The 13,709-nt window shown below is 60.8% G+C and carries 11 protein-coding genes; 7 read left to right on the plus strand and 4 right to left on the minus strand.

Annotation, left to right across the window (positions count from 1 at the left end; genetic code table 11):
• Positions 1 to 74: 74 nt before the first annotated feature.
• From B3229_RS10395 to B3229_RS10410, 4 genes are all read left to right on the plus strand, one after another.
• The gene (locus tag B3229_RS10395; RefSeq protein ID WP_286870569.1) at positions 75 to 1,262 is read left to right on the plus strand and encodes an MFS transporter; all 1,188 of its coding nucleotides are present in this window, start codon (positions 75 to 77) and stop codon (positions 1,260 to 1,262) included.
• Positions 1,263 to 1,477: 215 nt separating this feature from the next.
• Entirely contained in the window at positions 1,478 to 1,687 is a 210-nt protein-coding gene (locus B3229_RS10400) for a DUF1471 domain-containing protein (RefSeq protein WP_033749187.1), read from the plus strand.
• A gap of 209 nt (positions 1,688 to 1,896) precedes the next feature.
• Positions 1,897 to 2,937, plus strand: coding sequence for a YncE family protein (locus tag B3229_RS10405; RefSeq protein WP_286870570.1), 1,041 nt, complete (start codon positions 1,897 to 1,899; stop codon positions 2,935 to 2,937).
• 107 nt (positions 2,938 to 3,044) lie between these two features.
• A complete protein-coding gene (locus B3229_RS10410) occupies positions 3,045 to 4,685 on the plus strand; it encodes a dihydroxyacetone kinase subunit DhaK (protein ID WP_286870571.1) in 1,641 nt (546 codons plus the stop codon).
• Between the two features lie 58 nt (positions 4,686 to 4,743).
• On the opposite strand, the gene B3229_RS10415 is transcribed toward B3229_RS10410, so the two are convergent.
• From B3229_RS10415 to sbmA, 4 genes are all read right to left on the minus strand, one after another.
• The gene (locus B3229_RS10415) at positions 4,744 to 5,757 is read right to left on the minus strand and encodes an aldose 1-epimerase family protein (RefSeq protein WP_048783051.1); all 1,014 of its coding nucleotides are present in this window, start codon (positions 5,755 to 5,757) and stop codon (positions 4,744 to 4,746) included.
• The gene (fucP, locus tag B3229_RS10420) at positions 5,754 to 7,079 is read right to left on the minus strand and encodes an L-fucose:H+ symporter permease (RefSeq protein WP_286870574.1); all 1,326 of its coding nucleotides are present in this window, start codon (positions 7,077 to 7,079) and stop codon (positions 5,754 to 5,756) included. The genes B3229_RS10415 and fucP overlap by 4 nt, the downstream gene beginning before the upstream one ends.
• 9 nt (positions 7,080 to 7,088) lie before the next feature.
• Complete coding sequence (gene rbsK / locus B3229_RS10425) at positions 7,089 to 8,006, minus strand: ribokinase (RefSeq protein WP_096072441.1); 918 nt, start codon at positions 8,004 to 8,006, stop codon at positions 7,089 to 7,091.
• Between the two features lie 312 nt (positions 8,007 to 8,318).
• A complete protein-coding gene (sbmA, locus tag B3229_RS10430; protein ID WP_286870577.1) occupies positions 8,319 to 9,560 on the minus strand; it encodes a peptide antibiotic transporter SbmA in 1,242 nt (413 codons plus the stop codon).
• Between the two features lie 297 nt (positions 9,561 to 9,857).
• Between sbmA and B3229_RS10435 the strand changes: the two genes are divergently transcribed.
• From B3229_RS10435 to B3229_RS10445, 3 genes are read left to right on the plus strand one after another with little or no spacing between them, the layout of a single operon-like run.
• Positions 9,858 to 10,589: a gluconate 2-dehydrogenase subunit 3 family protein gene (locus tag B3229_RS10435; protein ID WP_286870579.1), complete on the plus strand. Its 732-nt coding sequence runs from the start codon at positions 9,858 to 9,860 to the stop codon at positions 10,587 to 10,589.
• A gap of 2 nt (positions 10,590 to 10,591) precedes the next feature.
• The gene (locus B3229_RS10440; protein WP_286870581.1) at positions 10,592 to 12,376 is read left to right on the plus strand and encodes a GMC family oxidoreductase; all 1,785 of its coding nucleotides are present in this window, start codon (positions 10,592 to 10,594) and stop codon (positions 12,374 to 12,376) included.
• Between the two features lie 10 nt (positions 12,377 to 12,386).
• Positions 12,387 to 13,703, plus strand: coding sequence for a c-type cytochrome (locus tag B3229_RS10445; RefSeq protein ID WP_286870583.1), 1,317 nt, complete (start codon positions 12,387 to 12,389; stop codon positions 13,701 to 13,703).
• The last annotated feature ends 6 nt before the right edge of the window (positions 13,704 to 13,709 follow it).

A 13,709-nucleotide genomic window follows, 5' to 3' on the forward strand; every position in this document is an offset into this window, starting at 1 on the left:
GTGTTGTCATCATAGATCGTCTTGCCCGCTGCCTCTATGCTCCAGCCTTAATAAATTTTTTATGGAGAAGCTGCATGAGTCTGAGTACAGAAGTGGCTGATGAGGTTTCCGTACCCGCGCGTCCAGCCTGGGGCGCGGTCTTTGCCATGGCGTTTGGGGTATTCGGCCTCATTACCGCCGAATTTTTGCCGGTCAGTCTGCTGACGCCGATCGCCGCCTCGCTGCAGGTGTCGGAAGGACAGGCGGGACAGACGGTAACGGTGACCGCGCTGGTGGCGCTGCTGACCAGTCTGGTGGTGGGCAGCGTTACGCGGCGGCTCGATCGCCGCGTGGTGATGCTCGCCTTTACGCTGCTGCTGGTCGCCTCGGCGCTGCTGGTGGCGCTGGCGAGCAACCTGACGCTGATCCTGCTGGCGCGCGTGCTGCTCGGCATGGCGATTGGCGGCTTCTGGACGCTCTCGACCGCCATCACCATGCGCCTGGTGCCCAGCGATCAGGTGCCGCGCGCGCTGTCGATCGTCTTCAGCGGCATTTCGCTGGCGACCATTATCGCCGCGCCGCTCGGCAGCTATCTCGGCGGCCTGATCGGCTGGCGCAATATTTTTATGCTGACCGCCGGGCTGGGCGTGCTGGCGCTGATCTGGCAGAGCTTTACCCTGCCGGCGATGCCGCCGGAGAACAAAGCGCGCAGCGGCGGCGTGCTCGATCTGCTGCGCAGCGGGCTGATGCGCTGGGGCATGCTGGCGGTGATTATGATGTTTACCGGCCACTTCGCCTTCTTTACCTACCTGCGTCCGTTCCTGGAGAGCAGCGCGCAGCTTAATCTCAACCAGCTTTCTCTGGTGCTGCTGGCGTTTGGCGTGGCTAACTTTTTCGGCACTTCGCTGGCAGGCTATCTGGTGACGCGCAGCGTATCGCTGACGCTGAGCGCGATGGCGCTGGTGATGAGCGCCACCGCGCTGCTGCTGGTGAGCTTTGTCGATGTCTCCTGGCTGGTCGGCGCGGGCGTGGCGCTGTGGGGCCTGGCGTTTGGTTCGATGCCGACCGGCTGGTCCACGTGGATCTCGCGCGCGGTGCCGGACGACGCTGAATCGGGCGGCGGCCTGCTGGTGGCCACCATCCAGCTGGCGATTACTGCTGGCGCGGCGGCGGGCGGCTGGATGTTCGACCTGCAGGGCGCAGGCGGCGTCTTTCTCGCCAGCGGCGTGCTGATGCTGCTCGCCTCGCTCACCATCTTCACTCGCGTGCGACATCACGGCTAACAGGCCAGAGGGCAGCGGAATATGCTGCCCTTTTTATTTCTGCCAGCAAGTTAACCTTTTGCGGCGCCGCTACACCCAATGTGCGATTTGATTGTCAGTAAATTTGATAAAGAACGGCAATTATCTCCGCTATCAGCAGTGTCATCCTCGGTCTATTATTCATATCAACAAGGCGACACGCCTTATCTGACTAAACATCTACCGAGGAATTGACCATGAAAACTATCAAAACTTTTGCTGCTGTTATCGCTCTCTCCGTTCTTCCGCTGACCAGCTTCGCGCAGAGCGTGACCGCTACCGACGCTACCCTTGACGGCGCGGAAGCAAAAATCGCGGCGCAGGCGAAAGAAGCGGGCGCGTCATACAAAGTGACCGAAGCCTACACCAACAACGGCGTGCACATGACGGCTGAACTGCTGAAATAAGTCCGACCGGCTGTTGCTGACAGGACGCCTCCGGGCGTCCTGGCGGCGTTTAAGCGGGTGAAACCGCTTCCCTTCTGGCGATAAATCCTTATGATCTGCCAAAAAAATTGTCTCTGCTGGCCTTAAGGCCCTTTCGCTTTTTTGTTCGGTTTGCAATGTGAGCTTTCCAGCACTGCCTGACGGCGGTGAATTTTTGCTATGGAGAGATCATGAAATCCTTATCCTCTGCGCTGCGCGTGACGCTGCTCGCCACCGCGCTCTTTTCCGCCTCCGCCATGCTGGCGCATGCGGACGAACTTACCCAGCCGGTCAGCAAGGGCGCTTATGAACTCGCCTTTAGCCCCAGCGACGATACGCTGTTCCTCGCCGCCTCGCAGGGCAGCGATGCGCCAGGCGGCGCGGTGTTCCGCCTCGATCCGCAAAACCTGGCGATTAAACAAACCATCCCCACCGAGCTGAAAAGCTTCGGCGCGGCGATCAATCCGCAAACCAACGTGCTCTATATCGGCAACACCCTGAACGGCGCGCTGACTGCTATCGACGCCGTCAGCGGCAAAGTGCTCAACACGCTGGTACTGGACGGCCGCCAGCGCGGCGACAGCGTGCGTCCGCTGCAGCCGCGCGAAATCGCCGTCGATGTGAAAACCAACCGCGTCTACGTCACCGGGCTGGGGCCGCAGAGCGTGGTCTGGGTGGTGGACGGCAAAACCCTGCAGCTTCTCAGCGTGGTGCCGAACACCGGCAAAATGGCTACTGGCCTGGCGGTCGACAGCGAGCGGCAAAAACTCTACGTCACTAACGCCGACGGCGAACTCATCACCATCAACTCCCGCACCAACGCCGTTGAAAAGCGCCAGAAAATCGGCGACGACAAAGCGCATTTCTTTCTGAATATCGCGCTCGATACTCAGGGCCAGCGCGCCTTCTTCAGCGACTCGAAACAGCCGCAGGTGCTGGTGGTTGATCTGCGCGATGGGAAAGTGATCCAGACGATCGCCGCGCCAGAGTCGCTGGCGGTGCTGTTCAATCCGCAGCGCGATGAGCTCTACGTCACCCACCGCAAAGCGGGCGAGGTCAGCATCATCGACGCCAGCAGCTATAAAGTGAAACGCACGGTGAAAACGGCGGGCCTGCCTAACAGCCTGGCGCTCTCCGCCGACGGCAAGGCGCTCTACGTCAGCGTCAAACAGCCGGGATCGCGCAAAGCGCCGCCGAAAAACCCCGACAGCGTGACGCGCATCGCGCTTTGATTCCAGCCACATCCTCAGGGGCGGCCATCGGCCGCCCTTTGCATTTCTTCGGCTACCTTTAAAGCGTGCCGCTGCCTGGCGGCATCAACACCATTGGAGAGGATGCAATGAGCCAGTTCCTGATGAATGAAAAAAATAATCTGGTCAACGAAGCGATCGAGGGTGTGCTGCTGAGCACGCCGTGGCACAACCTTAGCCGCCTCGACTTAGGCGACGACATTCGGGTGGTGGTGCGCAACGACTGGGATAAAAGCAAGGTGGCGCTGATTTCGGGCGGCGGCTCGGGGCATGAACCGGCGCACGCCGGCTTCGTCGGCAAGGGGATGCTGACCGCCGCAGTCTGCGGCGATATTTTCGCTTCACCCAGCGTCGACGCGGTGCTGAGCGCGATTATCAACATTACCGGCGACGCGGGCTGCCTGCTGATCGTGAAAAACTACACCGGCGACCGCCTTAACTTCGGACTGGCGGCGGAGAAGGCGCGCGCGCTGGGCTACAAGGTTGAGATGGTGATGGTACAGGACGATATCGCCTTGCCGGACAACCCCCAGCCGCGCGGCATCGCCGGCACCGCTCTGATCCACAAAATCGCCGGCTACGCCGCAGAGCAGGGGCAGTCGCTGGCGCAGGTGAAAACCCTGGCGCAGCGCGCCATTAAAGGCACGGCGAGCATCGGCGTCGCCTTTTCGACCTGCCATATTCCCGGCGAAAAGCGCGACAACCGCGTGAAAGAGGGCGAGAGCGAGCTGGGCATGGGCATTCACGGCGAGCCGGGCGTTATCACGCTGGACACGCAGAACAGCCAGCAGCTGGTGAGCATCATGACGGAGAAGCTGGCCAACAGCCTCTCTTCCGGCACCCGCGCGGTGCTGCTGGTGAACAATCTCGGCGGCTTCTCAATGCTGGAGCTGGCGCTGGTGACGCGCGACGTGCTGAAAAGCCCGCTGGCAGCGCAGATCAGCCATCTGATCGGTCCGGCGACGCTGGTGAGCGCGCTCGATATGAAAGGCTTCTCGCTGACGGTGCTGCAGGTAGAGGCGGTGTTTCTCGAAGCGCTGAAAGCGCCGGTAGAAGTGCTGGGCTGGGCACCAGTCCATGCGGTGGAGCCGGTCACGACGCTGAGCAGCCAGCGCGTGGTAAGCAAGCTCGAGTTTACGCCTTCTCAGGACGAGCGGACGGCGCAGGTGGTTGGACGCGTGGCGCAGACGCTGATCGATCTTGAAGCCGAGCTGAACGCGCTGGACGCGAAAGTCGGCGACGGCGACACCGGCTCGACCTTCGCCGCGGGCGCACGTAAGGTGAAGAGCGCGCTGGAAGCGCAGCAGCTGCCGCTAGCGGATCTGCCGTCGCTGTTCGCGCTGGTGGGCGAGCAGCTGGCGACGGTGATGGGCGGTTCGAGCGGCGTGCTGATGTCGATCCTCTTTACCGCGGCGGGCCAGCGGCTGGCGCAGGGCGGTACGCTGCCAGAGGCGCTGACGCAGGGTCTGGAGCAGATGAAGCACTACGGCGGCGCGCAGATTGGCCACCGCACGCTGGTCGATGCGCTGGAGCCGGCGCTGGAGGCGCTGTCGGCGGGCAAATCGCTGGCGGAGGCGGCAGAGGCGGCTGCCCAGGGCGCCGATTCCACCGCGCAGATGCAGAGCGCCAGAGCGGGTCGCTCATCCTACCTGAATCAGCAGACGCTGGATGGGGTAAAAGATCCCGGCGCTTACGCCGTAGAGCAGGTTTTCGCCGCGCTGGCGGGTTAACTCTCGCGCTGCTGCATGGTCGTCTGGCGACCCTGACGGGTCGCCATCACGCACGACGTTACAATATTCCCGTCTCGACGCTGAAACGGCGCTGTTCGCCCGGCGCCAGCCACAGCAGCGTGCCGGCGCGCTGCGCGGCGTTGAAGCCCTCCGGCCGGCAGGTAGCCGGCAGAATATAAGCCGCCACCTGCTGATCGCGGTTGTGCAGCATCCAGCGCGTGGCGTGCGGAAACTGCCGGCTGCTGAAGCGCGTCATCAGTGCGAAACCCTGCGGCGAATGCAGCTCGAACTGCATCTCGTCGCCATACTGCGGCAGATCGTCGGCGAAGAAGACGATCTCCGGATCGCACATCTCCGGCCGATCCAGCCGCTGAAACGCCTGCGGATCGCGCGCCAGAGCGGCGGTGTAGGTCTGCCACTGCGGCGTCGGCTTCACGTGCGCCGGCACCGAGGTGCGCAGCTGGAAAGCCTGCTGCGGGATCGACTGCTTAAACTCGCCGTCATCAATCCATGCGCTGTTCAGGTGACACATATACTGTAGCGGCATCGGCGCGCCCGCCAGGTTGGTCACGTTCATCTCAATATGCAGGCGCGGCTGGCCAGCCTCGACCCGCACCGCCGGCGCCGCCAGATAGTGATGGCCAAAGCCTTTCACATACTCGGTTTCACCCTCAAGCGACAGGCGATCCGCCTCCAGCACCAGCCACGCGCTGTCCATGCGCGCGCAGGCCATTTCGCCATGCAGAGGGTGGTTATCATCTTCGGCCGGACAGCCATTCGCCAGCAGCCCAGAGTGGAAGGCAAAGCAGCCGTAGGTGTCGATAATCGAACTGCCCGGCAGCGGCTGCTTAAAGCTGTGGCCCATGGTCAGCGTCCGGCCGTCGAAACAGGCATCCCAAATCATCTGGCCGTAAAAAGGCAGCACCGTTACCGTGCCGCGCTGATTGCTGATACGCACCGCTTCGATCCCGGCCGGATAGCGGAAAAGCTCGACGTGGAACTCGGCGTTTTGCAGCAGCGTGGTCGGCGTGGCGTGAAACTGTTCCCGACAGAGCGGCAGACGGGTTTTCATGGCATCTCCTCGACTAAACGGCCGGTTTGCAGCGCCTGTTTTTTATGACGCAGTTCGCCCCAGAAATAGAAACCCACCCAGGCAAAGCAGAGCAGCGAGACGCCAAACGCCAGCTGCATCGAGCCCAGATGATCGGAGGCAAATCCCTGAATTGCCGGGATAAAGGCGGCGCCGACAATCGACATCACGATAAACGCGCCCGCCACTTCGGTGTACTTGTTGTCGACGGTCGCCAGGGTGCCGGCATAAATTGTCGCCCAGCAGGGGCCGAACAGCACGCTGACAAACACCGCCGCATAGACCGCGGTGAAGTTCGGCACGAACATCACCCACGCCAGGGTCAGCACGCCGAGCGCTGAATAGGCAATCAACACCTTCTCGGCGCGAAAGCGCGTCATCAGGAAATTGGCGACGAATTTGCCGATAAAGAAACAGATAAAGCTGTAGATCATAAAGTTAGAGGCGTGACGTTCATTCGCGGCGCCCAGCGTGAGCGCCAGACGGATCGTGAACGACCACACCGCCACCTGCATGCCGACATAGAGGAACTGCGCCACGATGCCGCGCTTAAAGTGGCGGTTGCCGGCCAGATAGCGCAGCGTTTCGCCGAGCGACGGCAGGGATTTCTCGGTCGACGCCGGTTTGCAGCGCGGATAGCGCGTAAACAGAAACAGCAGCATCACCACGACCAGCACCATCACCAGATATTTATAGGGCTCCAGCGTATGCTCCAGCATGCTGAGGCGGAACGCGTGCGCCTGTTCGGCGTTCATTCCGGCCAGCTGGCTCTGCAGGCTGTCGCCCTCCTGAAACACCAGATATTTGCCCAGCACGATGCCCATCAGCGCGCCGACCGGGTAGAAGGTCTGGCTGACGTTGAGGCGCAGCGTGGCGCGATCGCGGTGGCCAATCATCGAGCTATAGGTATTGGCTGCGGTTTCCAGAAAGCTCAGGCCGATGGCGATAGCGAAAATGGCCGCGAGGAACATGGTATAGGTGGCCATATGCGAGGCGGGATAGAACAGCACGCAGCCGCCGATATAGAGCGCCAGCCCCATCAGGATCGCCAGCTTATAGCTCGCTCTGCGGATCACCAGCGAGGCCGGAATGGCAATGAGAAAGTAGCCGCCGTAAAAGGCGCTCTGCACCAGCGCGCTGGCGAAGTCGCTGAGCGCAAAAACGCTTTTGAACTGGGTGATCAGGATGTCGTTCAGGCTCGCGGCGCAGCCCCACAGCGGGAAGAGGCACGAGAGCAAAATGAACTGGAACAGCGGCGTTTTATTTAAGTAGCCGTCGGATTGCTGAACAATGTTCTGCTGCATAGCTCGACCTCAGTTAACGTTAAGAAAACGCTGGAAGGTTTCCGCGTCGGGATAGGATCGCTGCGTGCCGCGGCCGGTCACGCTGCAGGCGGCGTAGGCGGAGGCTTGCGCCATCGCCGCCGCGATATCGCCGCTTTGCACCAGCGCCTGGGCGAAACAGCCGATAAACGCATCGCCCGCGCCGCTGGTATCGACCGCTTTCACCGCCGTCGGCGCCACCTGGTGCAGGCTGTCGCCGCTCATCCACAGCGAGCCGCGCGCCCCCATGGTGATGATCAGGTTTTTCAGCCCGCGCTTGAGCAGCGTCTGGCCGGCCAGTTTGACCTCTTCATCGGTGGCGACCGGCATGCCGGTCAGGATCTCCAGCTCGGTTTCGTTGGGCATAAAGAAGTCGCATTTACAGGCGTAAGCGATATCGAGATTTTCCACCGCCGGCGCCGGATTGAGGATCACTTTGATGCCGTGCTGACGGGCGAAATCGATGGCGTAGTAGACGGTTTCCAGCGGGATCTCCAGCTGCAGGATAATCAGCTGGCACGCTTTCAGCGCCTCGGCGGCGGCGTCGATATCGGCCGCGCTAAGCTGCTGGTTGGCGCCTTTGATAATCAGGATGCGGTTCTGCGACTGCTCGTCGACAAAGATCGGCGCCACGCCGCTCGAGGTTCCCGGCGCGGTGGTGACGTAGCGCGTATCCACGCCCTGACGCTGCAGGTTGGCGACGGTTTCCGGCGCGAAGAGATCGTCGCCGACCTTGCTAACCATCATCACGCGTCCGCCCATCTTCGCGGCCGCAACCGCCTGATTCGCGCCTTTCCCGCCGCAGCCAATGGCAAAATCTGGCGCTTCCAGCGTTTCGCCTGCTTTAGGCAACTGACTGGTATAGGTAATAAGGTCAACCATGTTTGACCCGATAACCGCGATGTCCATTGTTTGCTCCCAGGTGAATTTATTCTGTTTTAATGTTATTAAAATCACATTATCAGCTTGTTAAAGTTAATAATGTGACAAATTTCACAACCTGAAATCGCGATGCAAACGGTTAAATCGCCTGTTAACGGCAACGATAGATGTGATTATTTTAACAATGCTAAAGGGTTTTGAGAGCGGTGGGCGTGGTATTGCTGGCGGCAAGAATGCGAAATGCGCAAGGGGGAAGGGGGCGAAGGCGCAGTTAGCAGGCCGTTCCGGGCGCAGCAGGCGCAGCGCCCTGTCGCGCTGCGCCCGGGTGAGTTTGCTGCTTTACTCGTTTTCCGCCGCTTCGCGCAGCATCTCCTGATGCGGAACATCCTGCAGGATCTGCTCGAAACTGCGCAGACGCTTATAGATAGACATCAGTTCCACCAGCGTCGACCAGGAGGTGATCAGATACTGGAACGATGAGCGCACCTGGTCGAAAACGTTGGTGATTTGGTTCAGCAAACCGAGCGTAATGGTACCTGCCACAATAGAGGGGAACAGCACAAACAGGCCGAAAACATTATCAACCTGCAAATAGAGAATGCGGGTGATATTAAAGTAGAGATAGTGAAAGTAGAGACGGAAGTAGTTAAAGCGCACGCGGCTGAACAGCGCCTGCACCGTCGGCGGCGTCGCGCGATCGGCATTATCCTCGCCATACACCAGCTCTTTACGATAGGCCGCCTCGACCCGCTGATTGCGGAACTCCAGCCCCGGCAGCTTGATGCCCACCAGCGCCAGCAGAGCCGTGCCGAACAGCGACCAGAGCAGCGCCGCGATTACCAGCGCGTAGGGAATATTGCCGAGAATCGGCACATCCTTGACGTGGTGCGACAGGCCGATCAACACCGGCAGAAAGGCCACCAGCGTCATGATTGCCTGAATAAAGCTGACGCCCCAGTCTTCCAGCGTACTGGCGAAGCGCATGGTGTCTTCCTGCACACGCTGCGCCGCGCCTTCGACCTTACGCAGGCGTTGCCAGTTGTGCATGTAGTAGTTGTTCATCGCGGTACGCCAGCGGAACACCCAGTGGCTGATAAAGAATGAGTTCATTACGCCAATCACTACCGCAATCACGGCAATGCCGAGAAAGGCCATTACTTCCGCGTAAAAGCGGCTAATCGGCACCGAACCCGCTTTGGTCAGCGCCTGCTGGATAAGATCGTAGAACGGGCCGTACCAGGCGTTGACGCCGACGCCGACCTGCACGCCGAACCAGGTGACGAAGATAATCAGCGCCGATCCCCATACCGACCAGCGCTGCCACGGATGGTTATCGATAATGCGCCAGGCCAGGGCGAATATCGCCACCACTATCCAGTAATAGCCATAAAACCAGAGCTGGCTCGGGGCGATAAAGCGCGCGGCCGTGGTCGGCAGCGGCTGCTGCATGGCAGCATGCAGCGCTGGCCAGCGGGAAGGCAGGTCATCGGCAAAGCCGAACCAGGCAAAAATCGCGATCAGACTCCAGATCGCCGCCGAGCTGAAAAACAGCGCTGGCCGGGGGAAATAGGACTTAAACATGGGCTCTCCGCTGTTGTGTGCACTCTTTTATAACGTCTTTTAGCGTTATCTGTCTGTTGAGTGTTGTTTCTGGTGGTGACAGTTATCGTCCGCACCAGGTAAAGCATTGCGACGAGATGTTAATGAATTTGTGCGAATTTGTTTCGGCGAACTAAATGTTTCACCACAACAGTGTTACACTAGCGCCCGCTGTTACCGGTAACAGTACTGCTGTAACCCTTAATCCGCATAAAAAAACCATTACAACGCAACTGTTTAACTTTCATGCCGCATTATAAGCGGTACTGAGGCAATGTCATGTCAGAACAAAAACGTGGGCAGACGCGCAGGGATTTTCTGTTAAAGACCATTGCGCTGGCGCCAGCTATGGCGGCGGGCAGCGCCGTCGTCGGCGGCTTCAGCATGGCGCCTGCGGTGCAGGCTGCCGATCCCGCTGCGGCGCAGCCGGCGCGCGACTACCAGCCCAGCTGGTTTACCGCTGAGGAATTCGCCTTTATCAAGGCTGCCGTCGCCCGCCTGATCCCGAATGACGAGCGCGGTCCAGGCGCGCTGGAAGCGGGCGTGCCGGAATTTATCGATCGCCAGATGAATACCCCTTACGCCACCGGCGCCAACTGGTATATGCAGGGACCGTTCAATCCGGACCTGCCGAAAGAGCTGGGCTATCAGCTGCCGCTGGTGCCGCAGCAGATCTACCGTCTGGGACTGGCGGACGCCGACGACTACAGCAAGCGCCAGCACGGCAAGGTGTTCGCCGATCTCAGCGGCGAGCAGCAGGATGCCCTGCTGCAGGCGATGGAGAGCGGCCAGGCCGATTTCCATCAGCTGCCCGCGAAAACCTTCTTCGCCTTTCTGATCCAGAACACCCGCGAAGGCTTCTTCAGCGACCCGATTCACGGCGGCAACCAGAATATGGTGGGCTGGAAGCTGATCGGCTTCCCAGGCGCGCGCGCCGACTTTATGGACTGGGTTGAACGCGGCGAACGCTATCCGTTCCCGTCAGTATCTATTCGCGGGGAGCGCGCGTAATCATGGCAAACGAGATGAAAAAAGCAGACGCGGTAATCGTCGGTTTCGGCTGGGCCGGGGCGATTATGGCGAAAGAGCTGACCGAAGCCGGTCTTAACGTGGTCGCGCTGGAGCGCGGCCCGCATCGCGACACCTATCCAGACGGATCCTATCCGCAGTCAATCGACGAGCTGACCTATAACATCCGCAAAAAGCTCTTCCAGGATCTGTCGAAAAGCACCGTGACTATTCGTCACGACGCCTCGCAGACGGCGGTTCCCTATCGCCAGCTGGCGGCGTTTCTGCCGGGCACCGGCACCGGCGGCGCAGGGCTGCACTGGTCCGGCGTACACTTCCGCGTCGACCCGACCGAGCTGCGCCAGCGTAGCCACTATGAAGAGCGCTACGGCAAAAACTTTATTCCGGAAGGGATGACCATCCAGGATTTCGGCGTCACCTATGACGAGCTGGAGCCGTTCTTCGACAAGGCGGAAAAGGTCTTCGGCACCTCCGGCACGCCGTGGAGCATTAAAGGTCAGGTGGTCGGCAAGGAGAGCGGCGGCAACCCGTTCGCGCCGGATCGCTCCGACAAATTCCCGCTGCCGGCGCAGAAGCGCACATACTCGGCGCAGCTCTTTGCCGAGGCGGCGAAGTCGGTGGGCTATCACCCTTACGATCTGCCGTCGGCCAACACCTCCGGCCCCTACACCAACCCCTACGGCGCGCAGATGGGGCCGTGCAACTTCTGCGGCTACTGCAGCGGCTACGCCTGCTACATGTACTCGAAAGCGTCGCCGAACGTGAACATCCTGCCCGCGCTGCGCCAGGAGCCGAAGTTCGAGCTGCGCAATAACTCCTACGTGCTGCGCGTCAACCTGACCGACGACAAAAAGCGCGCCACCGGCGTCACCTACGTCGATGCGCAGGGGCGTGAAGTGGTGCAGCCAGCGGATCTGGTGATCCTGTCGGCGTTCCAGTTCCACAACGTGCACCTGATGCTGCTCTCCAGCATCGGCAAGCCCTATAACCCGATCACCAACGAAGGCACCGTCGGCCGCAACTTCGCCTACCAGAATATCTCGACCCTGAAGGCGCTGTTCGACAAAAACACCACCACCAACCCGTTTATCGGCGCGGGCGGTGCGGGCGTCGGCGTCGACGACTTCAACGCCGACAACTTCGACCACGGGCCGCACGGCTTCGTCGGCGGTTCGCCGTTCTGGGTCAACCAGGCGGGCACCAAGCCGATCTCCGGTCTGCCGACGCCGACCGGCACGCCGAACTGGGGCAGCAAATGGAAGGCGGCGGTGGCGGATACCTACACGCACCATATCTCTATGGACGCCCACGGCGCGCATCAGTCCTACCGCGCGAACTATCTCGACCTCGATCCCAACTACAAAGATGCCCACGGCCAGCCGCTGCTGCGCATGACCTTTGACTGGCAGGATAACGACATCAAGATGGCGCAGTTTATGGTCGGCAAGATGCATAAAATCGCCGAAGCGATGAGTCCGAAGATGATTATCGGCGGCGCGAAAAAGCCGGGCAGCCATTTCGACACCACGGTTTATCAGACCACGCACATCAGCGGCGGCGCCATTATGGGCGATCATCCCGCCACCAGCGCGGTGAACCGCTATCTGCAGAGCTGGGACGTGCCGAACGTCTTTGTGCCAGGTGCCTCCGCTTTCCCTCAGGGCCTGGGCTACAACCCGACGGGCATGGTGGCGGCGCTGACCTACTGGTCGGCGAAAGCGATCCGCGAACAGTATCTGAAAAACCCGGGCCCACTGGTGCAGGCATAAGGAAATGGCGATGAAAAACGGCTTACTGGCCCTGATTCTGGGCACGATGACCTTTGCCGCGCTGGCGGACGATAACGGCGGCGATCGGGTAAAACGCGGCGAGTATCTGGCGCGCGCGGGCGACTGCGTCGCCTGTCATACCAGCAAAGATGGCAAACCCTTCGCTGGTGGCCTGCCGATGGCGACGCCGATCGGCACCATCTACTCCACCAATATCACGCCGGACAAAGCAACCGGCATCGGCGACTACAGCTACGACGACTTCCAGAAGGCGGTGCGTCACGGCGTGGCGAAGAACGGCGATACCCTCTATCCGGCGATGCCTTACCCTTCCTACGCGGTGGTGAGCGACGAGGATATGCAGGCGCTCTACGCATACTTTATGCACGGCGTCGCGCCGGTCGAGCAGACTAACCACAAAAGCGATATCCCCTGGCCGCTGTCGATGCGCTGGCCGCTGGCGATCTGGCGCTCGATGTTCGCGCCGGATGTAAAAGCGTTTCAGCCGATGGCGCAGGAAGATCCTGAGCTGGCGCGCGGCCGCTATCTGGTGGAAGGCCTGGGCCACTGCGGCGCCTGCCATACGCCGCGCAGCATTACCATGCAGGAAAAAGCGCTGAACAACGGCGAAGGCAATGACTATCTGGCGGGCAGCAGCGCGCCGATTGACGGCTGGACCGCCAGCAACCTGCGCGGCGATAACCGCGACGGACTGGGACGCTGGAGCGAAGAGGATCTGCGCCAGTTCCTGCGCTACGGCCGCAACGACCATACCGCTGCGTTCGGCGGCATGACTGACGTGGTGGAGCACAGCCTGCAGCATCTTAGCGATGAGGATATCGCGGCGATTGCCCACTATCTGAAGTCGCTCGGCGCGAAAGATCCGCGTCAGGCGGCATTTAGCGTCGATGACGCCACGGCGAAAGCGCTGTGGAAAGGCGACGACAGCGCGACCGGCGCATCGGTCTATGTCGATAGCTGCGCGGCCTGTCATAAAACTGACGGCAGCGGCTATCAGCGCTTTTTCCCGGCGCTGCGCGGCAACCCGGTGGTGATGGCCGAAGATCCGACCTCGCTGATCCATATCGTGCTGGCGGGCGGCACCTTGCCGGGCGTAAAAGGCGCCCCAACTACCATTACCATGCCGGCGTTCGGCTGGCGGCTTAACGATCAGCAGGTGGCGGACGTGGTGAACTTTATCCGCACCAGCTGGGGCAACGGCGGCAAGGCGGACGTTACGGCGAAGGATGTGGCGAAGCTGCGTAAAGATAATACCATCCAGCCTTATCAGGGCAGCGCGGATATCCATCAGCTCGAAAATCAGTAACCCTCT

The organism is Pantoea sp. UBA5035, from assembly GCF_002415245.1.
GTDB classification, from domain to species: Bacteria; Pseudomonadota; Gammaproteobacteria; order Enterobacterales; family Enterobacteriaceae; genus Pantoea; species Pantoea septica.